The following is a 17,257-nucleotide window of genomic DNA, read 5'->3' as shown; positions in this document are numbered from 1 at the left end:
GGCTCAGCCGCGCCGGATCGTCGCCGCGGCGCGATGCGCCTCGATTATCGCGCTTTCGACGGCCGGCATGCCCTGGCCGTCGGAATGGGCGAGCAGGACATTGCCGATGCGCTTGGGCAGGGCGCGCATCATTTCAACGGCGCCCGGCGTGGCGACGAGGTGATGGTGCCCCCAGCGAGTGAGGCGAATCTCGGCAAGCCGCGCCTCCGCAAAAACCTCCGGCAGAAAACGGCGCAGTTCCTCGGCGACCGGCGCCGCCAGCGCCGAGCCGTCTCCGTCGCGCATTCGTCGGCGCCCGGAATCGGGATCGCGAAACGGCGCATAGACGGTCAGCACGCCATGGTCTCTCGGCCGGGCCTCGCCAAGCGCCCAGCCGGCGTCCAAGACGTCGGTGAAGCTCCCCGCCTCGGGCGTCCAGCAGTCATAGGCCCCCGTCGAGGTCGCGCCCTCGAAGCAGCAATTGGCGACGAGAAAGCTGCCTTGCCGCAGCACCGTCATCCGGGCTTTCGCGTCGGGGCCGAGACCCCGGACGATGCGCGCGGCGAAAAAATAGGGCGCCGCCAGAACGACCCATCTCGCGGCGACGCACTGGGTCCGGCTGGGGTCTTGCCCGTCGAACCAGGCCACGCGGGCGTCGCCGCCCTCCGCCGGCTCCACCGCGTAGACGGAGGCGCCCGTCGCGATGCGGCCCGTTCCGGCGGCGGCGATCTTCCCGACCATGGCCTTCGCCAGCGCGGCGTTGCCGCCGGGAAAGGCGTAGACGCGCCCCGCCATCTCGGAGAGGAAGTTCACTCCCGCATAAGCGGAAACCTCAGCCAAAGGCGCGCCCAGGGCCGACAGGGAGAAAGCGTCGAGATAGCCGAAAAGGGCGGGATCGATATGTTCTCTGGCCAGGAACTCCCGCAGCGACACGCGGTCGAGGGCGAGGGCGCCGGTGGAGGCCGCCTCGATGGGCAGACGGGGGAAATCCGGGCTTTCGACGAGGCGCGCCATCCGCGCGCGTAGTTCCTCGTAAGGGCCGCGCAAGTCGCCGTCGAGCGCGTTGGAGGAGCCCGCCCTGGCGGTTATCAGCCGGTTCTCCGGTTCGGGCGCCGGCCTGGGGACGAGACCCAGCATGTCGTAGAACGCGCCGTAAGGCTCGGAGACGTCGACGAAGTAGGCCGAGCCCAGCGCGTAGTCGACGTCCCGCCATCTACCGGATTTGGCGACGCCGCCGGGTTCGGCCTCGCGCTCGACCAGCAGCAGGTCGCGGTCGCGCAGCAGCGTTGCGACGGCCAGCCCGGCGAGGCCGCCGCCGACGATGGCGACCTCCACCCGCCGCTCGGGCGCGGGGAGGGGCAGGCTCGCAAGCCCGTCGCGGATCGCGTGCATCGGGACGAAACTGTCCCCGGTCCAGGGGCGGATCCGGTAATCCGTCTCGGCGGCGGGGCAGGACAGAGTCAGCGCCGCCCCGGCAAAGCCGAGAGTCGCAATGGCCTGCCGGCGCGTCGGCATCGTCGTCGTCTCCTAGCTCCCGCGATGACCGCTCCTGCGGAGCCTCCCCGGCGCAATGGCGAGGCGAGTCGCCTATACCCAATCGCTTCGCGGCGGTTAAGTCCCGCCATTGACAGCGCGGGGCCTGAACTGGTCTATGCGGGCGACGCGCCCGCAGGGCGCCGCTTCGGAAAGGACGACCGGACTGTTGCTCGCCTCGATCCCGCCCGCCTATGTCGCCCCCTTCGAGCGGGCCTGGCGCAACCGGGAGCTCATCCGCGCCGTGGTGCGGCGCGAATTCATCTCGCGCTTTCGCGGCTCCTTCCTGGGCCCCGCCTGGGCGGTGCTCTCGCCGCTCGTCATGCTGCTCACCTATACGACGCTTTTCTCGATCACCGTTCCGCAGCTTTCCGCCGGCATGAGCGTGACCGATTACGCAAGCGGCATCTTCGTCGGCCTCATCGTCTTCAACCTGTTCAGCGAGCTCGCCTATCGCGCCCCGGTCCTGCTCCATGAGCATGTGAACTTCGTGAAGCGCTCGATCTTCCCGAGCGAGACCATCGCCTGGACGGCGACCATCCGCGCCTTCACCTATGGGGGCGTGGCCTTCGGCGTCTATGTCGCCTTCCGGCTGCTCACGGCGGGAACGATCCCGCTCACCATCGTGCTGACGCCCTTCCTGGTCGTTCCCTTCTTTCTCTTCATCCTCGGAGTCGTCTGGTTCCTGATGGCGCTCGGCGCCTTCACGCGCGACGTGGCGCATGTCATGGCCTCGATCGTGCCGGTGCTGATGTTCGCGACCCCGATCTTCTACCGCCTTGACCAGATCGCGCAGATGTCGCCCTCGACGGCCATGTGGCTGCGGCTCAATATCGTCGGCGACTATATCGAGATGCTGCGCGCCGTGGCGCTCGACGGCTATGTGCCGAACGTGTTCGGCTACCTCCTCGTGGTCGCCGCCTCCTATGCCGTGTTCATCGGCGGCTACCAGTTCTTCATGCGCTACAAATCGGTCATCGTCGATGTCATCTGAGCCCGCCATCCGCTGTAGGGGCATCGGAAAATCGTTCCAGCTCTACGCGCATCAGAACGACCAGTTGAAGCAGATCCTCTTCGGCTTGTGGAAGAAATTCTACAAGGACAAGTGGGTGTTGCACGATATGAGCTTTACAGTGGAAAGGGGCGAGCGCGTCGGCATCGTCGGACGCAACGGCGCGGGCAAGACGACGCTGCTGCAAATCCTGTGCGGCATCACCATGCCCACCCGCGGCGCGTTCGAGGTGAGGGGCCGCATCGCGCCGATTCTGGCGCTCGGCTCGGGCTTCGACGGCCTGCTGACGGGCCGCGAGAACGCGCGCATCGGCGCGGCGATTCTCGGCCTCTCCAAGAAAGAGGTCGACGCCCGCATCGAGAGTATTGCCGCCTTCGCCGACATCGGCCCCTTTTTCGAGCAGCCGATGCGCACCTATTCCATGGGGATGATCGCGCGCGTGGCCTTCGCCATCTGCGCTCATGCCGACGCCGACGTGCTGATCGTGGACGAGGCGCTGTCGGTGGGCGACGAGATCTTCCAGCGCAAATGCGAGAAATTCATCCAGGATTTCGCCCATAGGGGCACGATCCTGATGGTCTCGCACGATCTCGACTTCCTAGAAAATCTCTGTGATCGCGTGCTGTGGCTGGAGAACGGGGTCGTCAAGGAGATCGGCGAGCCCGCCCGGATCATCGCGGATTACCGGGCGGCGATGATCGCGGAGGAGAATCAGGCGACGGGCGCGGCGTAGGCGCCGGGCGCCGCCCGGAGGGCGTCGTCATGGCGCTTCGGCCTGGGGCTGTAGTTCACTTGGGCGATGAGCCAGAGCGATCCGAGCGCCTCGGCGGCCAGACCGGCGAGCAGCAGAATCGCAAACCAGCCGCTGATGCGCAGAAGCGATTCGAGCCCGACGAGAAAGCCGATATGCGCCGCCGGGATGGCCATGATCGTCAGGCTCCCCGCCGCGCCGCGGCGGCCGGTGATGTTGCCGAAGCTGAGCGTCAGCGCCATGGCGAGCAAAGTATGGGCGATGGCGAGCGCCGGCACGCCGAAACGCTTCGCCGCCTCCGCCAGCCATTCGCCGGCCTGCCGATGGTCGAGCTTGGCGAGACTCCAGCTCGAAAGGAAGGCTCCGGCGGAGAGTTCATAGACTCCCTTCCAGCCGCGGTCTGGCAGGGCGCCGCTGCCCTGCATCGGCAGCGCCATGGCGTATTCGTCGAAATTGGCGATGCGCACCTCATTGCTCGCAATCGAGCGCGTCTGGATGCTGCCGTTGGAAAGCGCGACGATCACGCCCGACTCGTTGCGGCGAAACTCCGCGCGCGCCGCGGTGATCGTCTCTTCCTGCATCTTCTCGACCGAAATCTGCCGCACGAAGAGATTGGCGGCGATGTCGGGCGTAATCCAGCGTTCGATATAGAGCGTCTTCACGCCATTGGAGAAGGTGTAGAAATGCGCCGCGTCGAGCATGCGGTGGTTGAGCGAATTGCGGACGACGTTGAGGACGTCCTGCATGTTGCTCGTGTAATGCGGGGCGATGAAATTCGCGAGAAGATAGCCGAGCAGGACAAGGCCTGCGGCGAGCGAAAGAGCGGGTCGGCAGATCGACCAGGCGGAAAGCCGCAGCGCGTAAAGCACCGCGATCATGCCCTCGCCGGCCATGCGCGAGAATTCGAGCGCCGTGGCGACGCCGACGGCCATCGGCAGCGTCACATAGGCGACGGTCGGGGTGACGCCGACAAGGGCCGGGAAGACAAGTCCGCCTCGCACGGCGGCGGGCGGCAACTGATAGAGCAGGTAGGACAGGACGACCGGCACCGACAGCGCAAGCTGCACCACGAGCACATTGAAGCCCACACGCTTGAAGAGGTACCAATAAAGAAGACGGGGCATCGCTTATCGCCCGCTCTCGGTCCCGCCCGTCATTGCGAGCGCGGCGAAGCAATCCGGGAGCCGGGCAGCGGCTCTGGATTGCTTCGTCGCTGGCGCTCCTTGCAACGACTGGGTCACTGCCGTCACTTCCTGAACCGCGCCCAGGCGGCCTTGGAATATTCCGTCCAGGCGGGGTCGAAGACGCCGCGCGAGGGCAGGGCGACAGCGCCCGCCCAATGGGCGAAGTAAATTTCCTTGCCGTCGACATCGACCGGCTTGCCGTCCCGAAAGCTCACGCCCGGCGCCTTGTAGAAGCTTTCATGCGAGGAGCCCGGCACGACATTGGGCAGGAGCTCGATCTTCAGGCCCCGCCGGTGCGTCACGAAGTTGACGAGCGGCTGGGCGAAGAGCTGCCCGCGCTTGCGCACGTCGTGGAAGATGGCCGAGTCGACCTTCATCGTCTCGATGAAATCGGAAAGCTTCAGGAACTTGTTCGACGTGACCCAGAAGCCGTCGTTAAAGAGCAGCACGTCCTTCAGGAAGGGATATTTGTCGCGCCTGTCGTTGTAGACATATTCGAAGCTCGGCGAGGCGACGATGAACTCCGTCCTGCTGGCTTCGAGCTTGCCGAAGATCGGCGTGAAGTCGCGGAAGAGAATGACGTCGACGTCGACATAGGCGACTTCGTCGAGCGGCAAAGCGAGCGCCTGAAGCTTGCGCAGGCGCCGGCGGTTGTTGTTGAAAATGCCTGGGTAAAGCTCGTGCGAGAGCTTGTCGATTTCGATGGGCTCCTCGGAGACATAGGTCGCGCCGTAGATATCGGCCGCCCGTTTCGTCATCTCCACATTGTCGTCATAGGGGATGAGATAGAGCGGCAGAGACGAGTTGGTGTCGCGATAGCTTTCGAGGAAAGGCAGCAGCCAGTCGATGATCTTGTCGTTGCCGACGATGGCGACGCCATAGCGCTTGGCCGGGGCGGAAGCGCCAGCCTCGGAGTCCGGCGCGCGAAGGGGTGGATTTGGGAGACGAAGGCTCATATACGGGGGTGTACTGATAAAACTTGGGCAAAAGCAAGGGGGCGGCAGCTTGGACGACTTTTCCCCGGCGCAAGCGGGCGCCGCGCCGCCGCTCGGGAAGCCGTTGGCCGGGAAAACGGTCGCCGTCGTCCACGCCGCCTGGCACAGTTGCGGCAGCTATCAGGTCAATGTCAGCCAGATCGCCGCCTATCGGGCGCTCGGGGCGCGCGTCGTCTCCGTCGCCATGATGGACGCGCTCGGCCCCGCCGCGCCGGAAGGGGCGCGCTGGGACGCCTATCTGAACGCCTCCCGCAATATCGGCGCGAACCGCAGCTATTACTCCGGCGCGCCGACATCGGCCCTCCTGTCTCCGGTCTTCTTCGCCAAAAGCTATTGGCGCCTCATCCATGGCGACCAGGCCTCCTGGTTGATCGAGATCGCCAGGCGGTCGCCGCTCCCGGAGGAGTTCGACCGCGAGTCGATCGACCTCATCCACGCGAATCACTTCTTCACGATGCCCTTCGTGGAAAAGCTGAAACAGGGACGCCGGACGCCCGTCATCCTGGAGACGCAGGACATTCAGGCGCGGCAATTCGTGCTGCGCAACCAGGGCGGGTTCTTCATCCCTCCGCACGCCGGCTATTCCGACATGCTGAGGGTCGAACTGGACTGGATGCGCCGCGCCGATCTCTGCACGCATCTCAACGAGGAGGAATATCGCGACTTCCGCAGCCTCCTGCCCGAGGCGTCCCATGCGCTGATCTATCCCGCGGTTCCGGACGTGCCGCGCTCGGTCGGCGCGCAGATCGTGATCGTCGCGAGCGACAATTACGCGAACTACAAGAGCCTGCGCTGGTTCCTGACCGAAGTCGTTCCGAAGGCCGGCGGCGCCAAGGTTTCGATCTACGGCAATATCGACGAAGGCCTCAAAAAGCGCGACCCGGAGCTTTACGACGCGCACGCCCGTCTCTTCATGGGCCGGGTCGACAACATCGCTCTCGTCTACAAGCGGGCCGGCTGCGTGCTGCTGCCGACCGTGGAGGGGCATGGCCTCTCGATCAAGGCCGTCGAGGCGCTCGCTTGCGGCGCGCCGATCATCGCCACGCCGCTCGCCTTCCGCGGCATGCAGATCGACCCCGCGACTCTTGGCAATGTGTGCGTCGCCCATGACGCGACCGAGTTCGCCCAATTCTGGCGCCGGGCGCAGGCGCGGTCGGACCGCGGCGACACGCCCGGCGCCCTGAGCGACACGCGCATGCTGTACGACCGGGCTTTCAGCCTCGACGCCTATGCGCGCGCGCTGGCCGGAGCGCTGGAGACGCTCCAAACGAGAGCTTAGCGCCGTGACGATGAAGGAAGCGAGTCTCGCCGGCCGGCGTATCGCGCTCGTGCATCCGGCATGGCATTCCTGCGGCAGTTATCGCGTGATCGTCGGCCAGGTCGAGGCCTATCGCGCGCTCGGGGCCAATGTCTCGCCCATCGCCATCAGTTCGGATCCTGGTTTCGTCTCGGACCGGGAGTGGATCTGGAAGCCCTACGTGAAGGCCACGCCCGAGCTTGACGCCGGGCCGCGTTATTTTGGCGGCGCTCCATTCTACGCCATGCTCGGCCCGCGCTTCCTGACCCGGACTTTATGGCCTTACGTCCATGGCGATCAGGCGGCGATCCGGCTGGGCATGGCCGCGCGCGCCAAGCTTTCGCCCGAGGTCGAGAAGCGGGAATACGACCTCGTTCATTGCAACCACTTCTTCCTCATGCCCGTCGCCCGCCGTCTCGCCCGCGCCCGCGCGCCGATCATGCTCGACACGCACGACCTGCAGGCGCGGCAATTCGTGCTCTTCAATCAGCACATGCCCTGGCTCTCGCCGCGCGCGACCTATGAGGCCATGCTGGCGCAGGAGCTTGCGGCGATGCGGGGCGCGGACCTGCTGCTGCATCTCAATGCGCAGGAGGCCGAGGATTTCCGCGCGCTCCTGCCTGAGAAGCGCCATGCGCTGATCTACCCGCCGACGCCGCCCGCGCCGACCGGTCCGGGCGGGCCGGACATCGTCATCGTCTCCAGCAACAATCCGGCGAATGTCGAGAGCGTCGTCTGGTTCCTGCGGGAGGTGGCGCCCAGGGCGCCGGGCGTGAACGTGACGATCGCCGGCAATGTCGACGCCGGCGTGCGCGCCCGCGCTCCCGAGCAATATGAGACCTACAGGACATGGTTCCTTGGGCGCGTCGACGATCCCGGCGCGGTCTATGCGCGGGCGAGACTGGTCCTGCTGCCGACGATCAACGGCACGGGCATCTCGATCAAGGCCGTCGAAGCGCTGTCGAGCGGCCTGCCGATCATCGCCTCTCCTCAGGCGTTGCGCGGCATGGACGCCGAGGCCTTCCGCCTTGCCGGCGTGACCATAGCCGAATCCGCAGAGGATTTCGCCGAAGCCCTGCGCGCGGCTGCGGCGAAACCCGGTCAAAGCGATTCGCCTTGCGCCTCGACGACGTCCTATTATGAATCGCGTTTTTCCCTTGCAGCCTATCGGCGAAACCTGGCCACGCTCGCGGGGCCGCTCCTGCGGCGGGATGCTTAATTGTTTTCGTATTCAAAACATGCAATTGCGCGCCGGTGTGACGCGGGCGCAACGCCTTGGCTAAATTCGCGGCGCCGGGGGCGGCGATAATTTCTTAGTGCATTCCGGGATGTTACTTTCTTCATCATCCTGCTGCGCCGGCGACCGGGCGGCCTTGCGATTGGAGAAGACTATAATGACTTTCAAGGCTACGGTTTTCGGCGCTCTGGCGCCGATACTGGCGATCGGCGCGGCTTCGGCGGCCGATCTGCCCAGCTACAAGGCGCCCCCGCCGCCGCCGCCCGTCGGTTTCGACTGGACGGGCTATCATATCGGCGTCATTGGCGGCTATGGCGGCGGTTCAGCCAGCTATTTGTCGAACATTACCTTCTTCGCCGGCGCGCCGGGCGCGTCCTGGTACAACGCGCCTTCTTCCCAGGGCACGACGGGCTTCGTCGTCGGCGTTCAGAGCGGCGCGACCTGGCAGCTCCCCAACAATATCGTCGTCGGCTACGAGTCGGACTTCAACTATGCGGATGTGAGCAGCGGCAATCCCGGCGCGGCCTGGGGTTGGGGCGGCGGCGCGCTGCAGAGCCGCCTGCGCTGGTACGGCACGGAGCGTCTGCGGTTCGGCTACGCTTTCGGTCGCTTCCTGCCCTACGTCACGGGCGGCCTGACCTATGGCCAGCTCTTCAGCAACGGCTTCGACAATGTCGGCGGCATCTCCTTCCCGACCAACGCCTCCAAGTGGCAGGCAGGCTGGAACGTCGGCGCCGGCATCGAATGGGCCGTCTTCGACAAGATCTCGATCAAGGCCGAATATCTCTACACGAGCCTGGCGGGCACGAACGGCCAGAGCCTCGCTTTCCCGGTCGCCTACCGCACCTTCACGGGCAACGGCTTCGACACGCATATGGCCCGCGTCGGCGTGAACTATCATTTCAAGAGCATTGGCTCGCTCCTCGGGATCGCCGGCCTCGGCCTCTGATCCTCTGATTCGCCCACCACGAAGCCCGGCCCCGCGGCCGGGTTTTTCGTTGCGCGAGCCGGTCTCGACGCGCGGCGCCAATGCGTTATTCTTGCGGTCATGATCCGACCGTCGCCGATCTTTCCGCCCCTTTCCAACCTAGCGATGCTGACCGACCGCTCCCGCGAAATATTCCGGCTGCTGGTCGACAGCTATCTCGCGACCGGGGAGCCTGTCGGTTCGCGGCAATTGTCGCGCCTCCTTCCGATGACGCTGTCGCCCGCTTCCGTGCGCAACGTCATGCAGGACCTGGAGGAGTTGGGCCTGATCTATTCGCCCCATACGAGCGCCGGCCGCCTGCCGACCGAACTCGGCCTGCGTTTTTTCGTCGACTCGCTGCTGCAGATCGGAGACGTCGAGGAGAGCGAGCGCGCACGCATCGCGGCGGAAGTCGAGGCCGCCTCGAAGGACCACGATCTCGAAGGCGTGCTTGCGGAGGCGACGAGCCTGCTCTCCGGATTGACGCGCGTCGCTGGCGTCGTCGTCGCCTCAAAGGAGAATGTTCGGCTCAAACAAATCGACTTCGTGCGGCTCGAGCCCGAACGCGCGCTCGCCATTCTCGTCGCCGACGACGGCACGGTGGAGAATCGCGTAATCCCGGTGTCTCGCGATCTGCCGGCTTCGGCGCTGACCGAGGCCGGAAACTATCTCAACGCGCGAATTACCGGGCGCACGCTCGCCGAAGCGCGGGAGGGCATCGAGGCGTCGCGCCGCGCCGCGCAGACGGAGCTGGACGAATTGACGGCCCGGCTCGTCGAGGCCGGCTATGCGAGCTGGGCGGGCGCCACGAGCGAAAGCCGCCAGCTCATTGTGCGCGGGCAAGCGCATCTTCTCGAAGATCTCACTGCGGCGGCGGATCTCGAACGCGTACGCCTGCTTTTCGCCGATCTAGAAACGAAGACGGAAGTGATCGATCTTTTGGAGCGGGCCGAGCAGGGCGAGGGCGTTCGCATCTTCATCGGTTCGGAGAACAAGCTGTTCTCCCTTTCCGGCTCGTCGATGATCGCCGCGCCGCTGCGCGACAAGAACCGCCGCATCATCGGGGCGCTGGGCGTGATCGGGCCGACGCGCCTCAACTACGCCCGCATCGTGCCGATGGTGGATTACACGGCGAAAGTCGTGGCGCGCGTCGTGCGCGGCGCGTAAGGCGAGCCGCGCACAACGGCTCGCAGAATCTTCCTATTTCCCCTTTTCGCCTTCGCCGCGCTCTTTCATGCTTTGCTCGCCGCCCGAGCGATAGTCCTTATCCCGATCCTTATCCTCCATGCCGTGGCGTTCGCGCTCTGAGCTGCGGCCCCATTCGCCGCGGTCGCGATCCTTGTCCCAATTGCGCCCACGGCGCTCGTGGTCGCGGTCATAGTCGCGATCATTCCAGTCTCTGCCATGCGGCGCGCGGCCGTAATGATCTTCGTCATAGTCGCGGTAGCCATGTCGCCAGCCGCGATCCCGATCTTCGTCCCAATCGCCGCGATGGCTATGACGATAGGACAACCAGCAATCGCCGTCGTCGTCGCAAATTCGAACCGCGTGCGCTTTCGCAACGCCGTTATCGGCCGGCGTCGGAGCTGCGACCGGCGTCGCTTTCGACAAGGGCGCGCCGAGCGCGAGCGCGCCGCCGACCACGGATGCGAACAAGAGAAGTTTGCTCTTCATCGTTTCGTCCTTTCCTCCTTACGGAGAGCTGCGCCGCGCGGCGCCTGAGCGTCGGGCGTTCGCATGGTCCGTCGTATCTGTCGCGCGCCTACGCGCTTTCAACGCACAAACGAAACCTGACGAAAGCGATGCGATGAGCGGGATTCTCCATATGAAACGAGTCCCGGACCGGCTCGGATAAAATTGGGAAACGAAAAAGCCCGCGACGGCCGCGGGCTCAGTTTGTTGACAAAACTTCCCAAGGCGGCCTCGTCCTTCGAGACGCGCGCTTCTCGCTCCTCAGGATGAGGCCCAGCTAAGTGTCGCCGATGGAAGAAGCCCCTTATGCCGAGGAGCTTGCGCAGCAAGCGTCTCGAAGCGCGACGGGGCGCCGCTACTTTGTCAGTAGCCTAAGCAGGCGACAGCCGCGGGCTTTTGTTCGTTCGGATGAGATGGCCTCACCAACGGCGCCAGTCCTGATCCCAATCGCGTTCGCGATCATAGCGATCGTAACGGCGCCAATCATCGCTATAGCCCCAGCGTCCGCCGCCGTAACCCCAGTGATCGCCTCTCCGTCCCCAGTGGTCGCGAGTCCAGAAGCAACGGCCGTGTTCGCAGACCTGCACCATATGCGCCTGCTGCGCATCGAGGCCGGCGCTCTTTTGCGAAGCGATCGGCATTGCGAACGCCGTCGCCGTGACGCCGCTCGCCGCAAGCGCGGCGACGACAAGTGTCCTGATCTTCATTTTCGATCCTTCCCATGGAGAGAAGTGCGAAGCGCGTCGGCGCTTCAAGATCAGCCATACCTATCGCGGGACGCCGGGCGTTCAACCGCGGATCGTCCCGCCCATGTTGCCGAAACCGGCGGGGCTACATGAAATTCTGCGGATCGACGTCTATCTGGACGCGGACGCCGCCGCGTTCTTTCGGACCGGTCGCGATAAGGTCGCGCAGGAAGGATTGCACATCCGCGCTTCGCGGCGCCTTCACAAGCAGGCGATAACGAAAACGACCGCGAATGAGCGCGATCGGCGCCTCCGCGGGGCCGAGCAGCATGATCTCGTCAGACTCAGGCAAGCCGCCGAGCGCCGCCATGCGATAGCGCGGCGAAGGCGGAAGCCCGTACGCGGCTCGCACCAGCGCGCGCGCATGCGCTTCGGCCGCAGCGACGTCCTTGCCCGAAACGATGAGAGCGGCGAGACGCCCGAAGGGCGGCAGTCCGGCGCGTTCGCGCAGCGCGATCTCCTGCGCATAGAATTTCTCCGCATCGCCCGAAAGCAACGCGGCGATGACGGGATGCTCGGGCTGGAACGTCTGGATCATCGCGCGGCCGGGCTTGTCGCCGCGTCCGGCGCGGCCCGTCACCTGATTGAGCAATTGAAATGTGCGCTCCGCCGCCCGCGGATCGCCGCTGCCCAAGCCAAGGTCTGCGTCGACGACGCCGACAAGGGTGAGATGCGGGAAGTTATGGCCCTTGGCGACGAGCTGCGTGCCGATGACGATATTGAAAGCGCCTCTGGCGATTTCGTCGAGCTCGCGTCGCAATCTTTCCGCGCCGCCCGGAAAATCCGACGACAGCACAAGGATACGCGCATCCGGAAAGAGCGTCGCCGCTTCCTCCGCGAGGCGCTCGACGCCGGGACCGCATGCGGCGAGCGAATCTTCCGCGCCGCATTCGGGGCATGTGTCGGGGCGCCGTTCCGTATGGCCGCAATGATGGCAGACGAGCGCGCGCCGGAAACGATGCTCGACGAGCCATGCGTCGCACTGCGCGCAGCGAAAGCGATGGCCGCAATCGCGGCAAAGCGTCAGGGGCGCGTAGCCGCGCCGATTCAGAAAGAGAAGCGCCTGTTCGCCGCGCGCAATCGTTTCGCCGACGGCGAGCGCGAGGCGCGGCGCGATCCAGCGGCCGCGCTGCGGGCCTTCGGCGCGCATGTCGATCGGCTCAAGTATCGGCATGGGCCGGGACCCCGCGCGCGCGTGCAATCTCAGATGGCCGTAACGTCCGCGCTCGGCGTTGACGCGCGTTTCGATCGACGGCGTCGCGGAAGCGAGCGCGATCGTCGCGTTCTCGAAACGCGCCCGCACCACAGCCATGTCGCGCGCATGATAGGAGGCGCCGTCATCCTGCTTGTAGGCGCCTTCATGCTCTTCATCGACGACGACCAGGCGCAGGTCTCGAAAGGGGAGAAACAGCGCAGAGCGCGCGCCCGCGACGACGGAAAGCTCGCCTGTCGCCGCCGCGCGCCAGATGCGGGCGCGCTTACGCTCCGAAACCCCCGAGTGCCATTCGGCGGGCTTCTCCCCAAAGCGCGCGGCGAAGCGTTCGAGAAACTGCGCGGTGAGCGCGATCTCCGGCATCATCACGAGCGCTTGTCCGCCGTCCTTCAAGGCGGCGGCGATCGCCTCGAAATAGACCTCCGTTTTGCCGGAGCCGGTGACGCCTTCGAGAAGGAAGGGCTTGAACGCGCGCGCGCGGACGGCTGCGATCAAAGCCTCTGCGGCGGCGCTTTGCGCGGGCTCCAATATCGGCGCGGCGAAATCCGGATCGAGCGCGCGGGCGACCGGCTCCGGCGGCGCGGCGACGGCTTCGAGGGCGCCGCCGTCGACCAGCGCGTCGATGACGCCTGAGGAACAGGCGGCGGCCTCGGAAAGCGTTTTCTTGGAGAACGCCATGCCGCCTTTGGCCGCTTCGAGCACGCGTGCGCGCGTGGGCGTCAATCGCTCGGGCTGCGAACCGGTGGCCCGATAGAGAAGGCGCGGCGTCTCGGGCGCGGCGTCCTCGGCGGCGCGGGTCGCGAGACGCAACGCCATGCCGCGCGGCGTGAGCGTGTAGCGGGCGAGCCAGTCGATGAAATCGCGCAGCTTCCGGGAGAGTCGCGGCCGGTCGAGCCGCGCCGCGACGGTCTTGAGATTGCCGCGCCGCGCCGCGCCGTCGTCGATTTCCCAGACGACGCCATAGGCCTCGCGCGTCCCCAGCGGAATCTTGACGCTGTCGCCCGGCTGCAAACCGAGCGCAGGCGGCGCGAAGTAAGAGTACGTCCCGTCGACGGCGACCGGCGCCAGCACGTCGACGACCCGCGCTCCCTTCGATTCATCCTGCGCCGCGCTCATGCGGGGGGCTTAAAGCATATCGCCCGCTCCGAGAAGCGGCGGAACGAAGCCCGTCCCGCGCGGTTCCACATGCCGAGCGCGCATAGGAGGCCCGCATGAAGATGACGACGGACAACAAATGGTCGCAGCTCGGTCTGTCCGCGGCGGTGACGGGCGCTGTCGCCGCGCTGGTGTCGGCGGCCGCGTTGACGGCGCTCGCCAAGATGGAGGGTAAGGGCGCTTTGCAGCCGGTCAATGCGACGAGTCATTGGGCGCGGGGCGACGAAGCGGCGAAGGTCGAGCTGCCGAGCGCGAGCCACACGCTTGTCGGCTTCGCGACCCACTACCTTTCGGTCGTCTTCTGGGCGGCGCCTTTCGAAGCCTGGCTCGCGGCCAATCCGCCGCGCACGCTCATGAATCTGCTGCGCGACGCCCTCGTGACGTCGGGGATCGCCTGGGCGGTCGATTACGGCGCGACGCCCAAGCGCTTCACGCCCGGTTGGGAGCTGGTTCTGTCGAAGAAGTCGATGTTGGCGTCTTACGTCGCACTCGCCTTCGGGCTCGCCGCGGGCGCGCTCGTTTCGGCGCGAATGCGCGAGTCGACGCGAACGACGTGGCGGAAAGCGATCCCGCAGCGTCTCGCGCGACTCGCTGGCGGCTAGGGGCAGTAGTCCCAGAAGCCTGCCTGGTATGTAGCGTCGGTGTAGTACCAGCAGAGGCCCGGGGCCGGCGCCGCGGAAGTCGCGTAGGCCGCTGCGGCGGCCGCGCTGAGGAAGCCGATCGCCGCGCCCGCCGCAATGGCGCCGCCTGGGCGCCAGCCGTAGTAGGGCCGGCGCCAGCCGCCCACATAGGCCGGGGGCCGCGCCACGGGGCGGCCATACCAGCCTCCCGGCGGGCGATAGGCGCCGCCACGCCAACTACCGCCGGTCCATCCGGGCCGGGCCACGGCGCCGCCGCCATGCCAGCCGCCCCGGACCTGGACAAGGCCCGCGTCCCTCTCGGGAAGCGGCGCGGCCGGCAAGGCGAGACAGGCTGCTGTCTGGGCGAGAGTCAGCGCTCCGGCCGTCGCCGCCACAAAGAAGCGTCCAGATAATCTCTGCATCAGTTCCTCCGGGAATGCGCCCCATGGCTCCAGCTATTTAAGATGGCCGCTTTTGCGCGTCGCCGTAAAGTCCGCGGACGCCGCCGCACTGAATGACGCCCTTGACCTGGCTCCCGCTGCTCCCTATCCCTGAATAAGCCAGTCGGCCGGACGGCCGCTGCGTCACGCAGAGGAAAGTCCGGGCTCCACGGAGACACGGCGCCGGATAACGTCCGGCGGGGGCGACCCCAGGGAAAGCGCCACAGAAAGCAAACCGCCGGGCTTTAGCCCGGTAAGGGTGAAAGGGTGCGGTAAGAGCGCACCGCCTCGACGGCAACGCCGAGGGCATGGCAAGCCCCGCCGGGAGCAAAACCGAATAGGGGCGACCGAAGGCGAAAGCTTTCAACCCGTCTCCGGGATGTCGCCCGGGTTGGTTGCTCGAGGCGGTCGGCGACGACCGTCCCAGAGGAATGGCCGTCACGCGCGGGTCGGGAAACCGGCCGGCGCCATACAGAACCCGGCTTACAGGCCGGCTGGCGCTCGTCCTGCGTGACGAGGCTCTGAAATACCTCCCCTTTACGGGGAGGTCGGCGGCCAAAGGCCGCCGGGTGGGGTTCGCGCGGCAGCGACAGTGATGGGGCTTTACCCCACCCGTCGCGCTCCGCGCGCCACCCTCCGTAAAGGGGAGGGATGGGCGGCCGCTGGCATTTGAAGCGGATTCCCTGGGGCGCCAGTAACCCTCCCTTAACACTAACAAAGCTTAATGCTGTTTGGCGCCGGAGGAGGCGCTGCGGCTTGCCGCCGCTTCGCCGACGCCTTGAAAAACCTATGGCCCGCCAGGAAATTTCGCCGCGACGCCTCGACACTGCGAGCCGGCCTCTCCGAGGCCCGGCGGCGCATGTTCGGCGCGCATCGGCGACGGCGCGGGCGAGTGCGAGGGCAAGCGTGATGGGAAAGGACCGCAGCTCGGATCGGCTCCCGGCGGATGGCGGTCCGGTTCGGCATACGCCCGTGTTGTTGCACGAGGCGGTAGAGGCGCTGCGTCCGCGCGACGGCGGGCGTTATCTCGACGGCACGTTTGGCGCGGGCGGCTATACGCGCGCCCTTCTCGCCGTCGCCGATACAAAGGTTCTCGCGCTCGACCGCGATCCGACGGCGATCGCGGCGGGCGCCGATCTCGTTTCGCAGGCGCGCGGGCGCCTGACTCTCGTCGAAGCGCGCTTCTCGCATCTCGAGGACGTCGCGCGCGCGCAGGGCTTCGCGCCGCTCGACGGCGCTGTTTTCGATATCGGCGTCTCCTCCATGCAGTTCGATCGGATCGAACGCGGCTTCTCCTTTCGCGGCGACGGCCCGCTCGACATGCGCATGGAGGGCAGGGGCGTTTCGGCCGCCGACATCGTCAATGAGGCGGACGAAGAGACGCTCGCCGACATCCTCTATTTCTACGGCGAGGAGCGCGCTTCTCGTCGCATCGCCCGCGCCATTGTGCATGACCGCCGGCTTGCGCCTTTCGTCTCCACCAAGCCGCTCGCCGAAATGATCGCCCGCGTCGCGCCGGGGCGCCCAAACGACATTCATCCGGCGACGAAAAGCTTTCAGGCGCTGCGCATCGCGGTGAACGACGAATTGGGCGAGCTGCTCGACGGCCTCGCGGCCGCCGAGCGCGTGCTGGCCGAGGGCGGGCGCCTCGTCGTCGTGACCTTCCATTCGCTCGAGGACCGCATCGTGAAGCAGTTCCTCTCGGAACGCTGCGGGCGCGGGGAAACGGGCTCGCGCCGGCTGCCGGGCGAACCGGCGCCGCCGCCCATGAGCTTCATCTGCGAAGGCCGCCAGCCCATTGCGCCCTCGCGGAAAGAAACCGCCGAAAATCCCCGCGCGCGCTCGGCCAAGCTGCGGCACGCGACGCGCACCGCCGCGCCGTCCTTCCCGCTCGGCGACAAGCTCACGCGGCTCGCGCGACTTCCCGCCCGCGACAAAGGAAAAGTCTGATGCTCCGGCTTCTCAACATTGTCGCGATCTGCGCGCTGATCGGTTCGGCGGTCTACGCCTATTCGATCAAATATCAGACGGCCTACCGCGCCGAGCAAATCGCCAAGACGAGGATCGAGATCAAGCAGGAGCGCGACGCCATCGCCGTTTTGCGGGCGGAATGGGCCTATATGACGCGCCCGGAGCGCCTGCAGCCGCTCGCGGACAAATATCTGCCCGATTTGAGGCCGCTTCAGGTGACGCAGATCGTCGCCGCCACGTCTCTGCCGCAGAAAACGCATAGCGACTTCATCGGGGCGAAGCTGAGCGAGATCGGTCTCAGCCTGCCCGCGACGCCGGCCGCCGCGCCCGCGACGCCGACCACGCCCAAATCCGACACGCCCAAGGCCAAGGCGGCGACGCCGAAGGTCGCGGCGACGACCAAGGCGCCGAGCGCCAGCCAGCAGAGCCCGAGCCGCGAGCAGAAAAAGCCATGACAGAGCATCA

General features: G+C 66.5%; 16 protein-coding genes and 1 other RNA gene. 10 read left to right on the top strand and 7 right to left on the bottom strand.

Translation table 11 applies throughout. From position 1 onward, the window contains the following. Nucleotides 1-3: 3 nt before the first annotated feature. A complete protein-coding gene (locus tag ACNHKD_RS15715) occupies nt 4-1,494 on the bottom strand; it encodes an NAD(P)-binding protein (protein WP_442754418.1) in 1,491 nt (496 codons plus the stop codon). Nucleotides 1,495-1,681: 187 nt separating this feature from the next. Here ACNHKD_RS15715 and ACNHKD_RS15710 point away from each other — a divergent pair, with 187 nt between their 5' ends. Together ACNHKD_RS15710 and ACNHKD_RS15705 are read left to right on the top strand one after the other, a co-directional pair. Continuing rightward, complete coding sequence (locus ACNHKD_RS15710; protein WP_442756918.1) at nt 1,682-2,506, top strand: ABC transporter permease; 825 nt, start codon at nt 1,682-1,684, stop codon at nt 2,504-2,506. Continuing rightward, on the top strand, nt 2,496-3,257 hold the full coding sequence (locus tag ACNHKD_RS15705; RefSeq protein WP_442754417.1) for an ABC transporter ATP-binding protein: 762 nt from the start codon (nt 2,496-2,498) through the stop codon (nt 3,255-3,257). The genes ACNHKD_RS15710 and ACNHKD_RS15705 overlap by 11 nt, the downstream gene beginning before the upstream one ends. Here ACNHKD_RS15705 and ACNHKD_RS15700 read toward each other — a convergent pair. Continuing rightward, nucleotides 3,236-4,399, bottom strand: a complete 1,164-nt coding sequence (locus ACNHKD_RS15700) for an LptF/LptG family permease (protein ID WP_442754416.1) — start codon at nt 4,397-4,399, stop codon at nt 3,236-3,238. The two genes, ACNHKD_RS15705 and ACNHKD_RS15700, sit on opposite strands and share 22 nt — an antisense overlap. 122 nt (nt 4,400-4,521) lie before the next feature. Then, nucleotides 4,522-5,415, bottom strand: coding sequence for a hypothetical protein (locus ACNHKD_RS15695; RefSeq protein WP_442754415.1), 894 nt, complete (start codon nt 5,413-5,415; stop codon nt 4,522-4,524). A 49-nt stretch (nt 5,416-5,464) separates the two neighbouring features. Between ACNHKD_RS15695 and ACNHKD_RS15690 the strand changes: the two genes are divergently transcribed. The 4 genes from ACNHKD_RS15690 (at nt 5,465) to hrcA (ending at nt 10,122) form a co-directional block, all read left to right on the top strand. Next, nucleotides 5,465-6,733: a glycosyltransferase gene (locus tag ACNHKD_RS15690; RefSeq protein WP_442754414.1), complete on the top strand. Its 1,269-nt coding sequence runs from the start codon at nt 5,465-5,467 to the stop codon at nt 6,731-6,733. 10 nt (nt 6,734-6,743) lie between these two features. Beyond that, a complete protein-coding gene (locus tag ACNHKD_RS15685; RefSeq protein WP_442756917.1) occupies nt 6,744-7,970 on the top strand; it encodes a glycosyltransferase in 1,227 nt (408 codons plus the stop codon). Between the two features lie 175 nt (nt 7,971-8,145). After that, nucleotides 8,146-8,937: an outer membrane protein gene (locus ACNHKD_RS15680; RefSeq protein WP_442754413.1), complete on the top strand. Its 792-nt coding sequence runs from the start codon at nt 8,146-8,148 to the stop codon at nt 8,935-8,937. Between the two features lie 99 nt (nt 8,938-9,036). Further along, nucleotides 9,037-10,122 (top strand): heat-inducible transcriptional repressor HrcA, encoded by a 1,086-nt coding sequence (hrcA, locus tag ACNHKD_RS15675; protein WP_442754412.1) that lies wholly within the window; start codon nt 9,037-9,039, stop codon nt 10,120-10,122. A gap of 33 nt (nt 10,123-10,155) precedes the next feature. On the opposite strand, the gene ACNHKD_RS15670 is transcribed toward hrcA, so the two are convergent. The 3 genes from ACNHKD_RS15670 to ACNHKD_RS15660 all read right to left on the bottom strand — a co-directional run bounded on the left by ACNHKD_RS15670 (nt 10,156) and on the right by ACNHKD_RS15660 (nt 13,722). Beyond that, a complete protein-coding gene (locus ACNHKD_RS15670; protein ID WP_442754411.1) occupies nt 10,156-10,629 on the bottom strand; it encodes a hypothetical protein in 474 nt (157 codons plus the stop codon). A 437-nt stretch (nt 10,630-11,066) separates the two neighbouring features. Continuing rightward, a complete protein-coding gene (locus ACNHKD_RS15665; protein WP_442754410.1) occupies nt 11,067-11,354 on the bottom strand; it encodes a hypothetical protein in 288 nt (95 codons plus the stop codon). Nucleotides 11,355-11,478: 124 nt separating this feature from the next. Next, nucleotides 11,479-13,722 carry a primosomal protein N' gene (locus ACNHKD_RS15660; RefSeq protein WP_442754409.1) on the bottom strand — a complete coding sequence of 748 codons (2,244 nt, stop codon included), beginning with the start codon at nt 13,720-13,722 and terminating at the stop codon, nt 11,479-11,481. 95 nt (nt 13,723-13,817) lie between these two features. On the opposite strand from ACNHKD_RS15660, the gene ACNHKD_RS15655 reads away from it, so the two are divergent. Continuing rightward, on the top strand, nt 13,818-14,363 hold the full coding sequence (locus tag ACNHKD_RS15655; protein ID WP_442754408.1) for a hypothetical protein: 546 nt from the start codon (nt 13,818-13,820) through the stop codon (nt 14,361-14,363). Here ACNHKD_RS15655 and ACNHKD_RS15650 read toward each other — a convergent pair. Continuing rightward, nucleotides 14,360-14,803: a hypothetical protein gene (locus ACNHKD_RS15650; protein WP_442754407.1), complete on the bottom strand. Its 444-nt coding sequence runs from the start codon at nt 14,801-14,803 to the stop codon at nt 14,360-14,362. The two genes, ACNHKD_RS15655 and ACNHKD_RS15650, sit on opposite strands and share 4 nt — an antisense overlap. A gap of 138 nt (nt 14,804-14,941) precedes the next feature. On the opposite strand from ACNHKD_RS15650, the gene rnpB reads away from it, so the two are divergent. The 3 genes from rnpB (at nt 14,942) to ftsL (ending at nt 17,247) form a co-directional block, all read left to right on the top strand. Beyond that, nucleotides 14,942-15,323: RNase P RNA component class A (rnpB, locus tag ACNHKD_RS15645), an RNA gene on the top strand. A 407-nt stretch (nt 15,324-15,730) separates the two neighbouring features. After that, on the top strand, nt 15,731-16,771 hold the full coding sequence (gene rsmH / locus ACNHKD_RS15640; protein ID WP_442756916.1) for a 16S rRNA (cytosine(1402)-N(4))-methyltransferase RsmH: 1,041 nt from the start codon (nt 15,731-15,733) through the stop codon (nt 16,769-16,771). Then, complete coding sequence (gene ftsL, locus ACNHKD_RS15635) at nt 16,771-17,247, top strand: cell division protein FtsL (protein ID WP_442754406.1); 477 nt, start codon at nt 16,771-16,773, stop codon at nt 17,245-17,247. The genes rsmH and ftsL overlap by 1 nt, the downstream gene beginning before the upstream one ends. Nucleotides 17,248-17,257: the final 10 nt, after the last annotated feature.

The sequence above is a fragment of the Methylocystis sp. JAN1 genome (assembly GCF_052186135.1).
Lineage (GTDB): Bacteria > Pseudomonadota > Alphaproteobacteria > Rhizobiales > Beijerinckiaceae > Methylocystis.
This window is presented reverse-complemented; position numbering and strand designations above follow the sequence as displayed.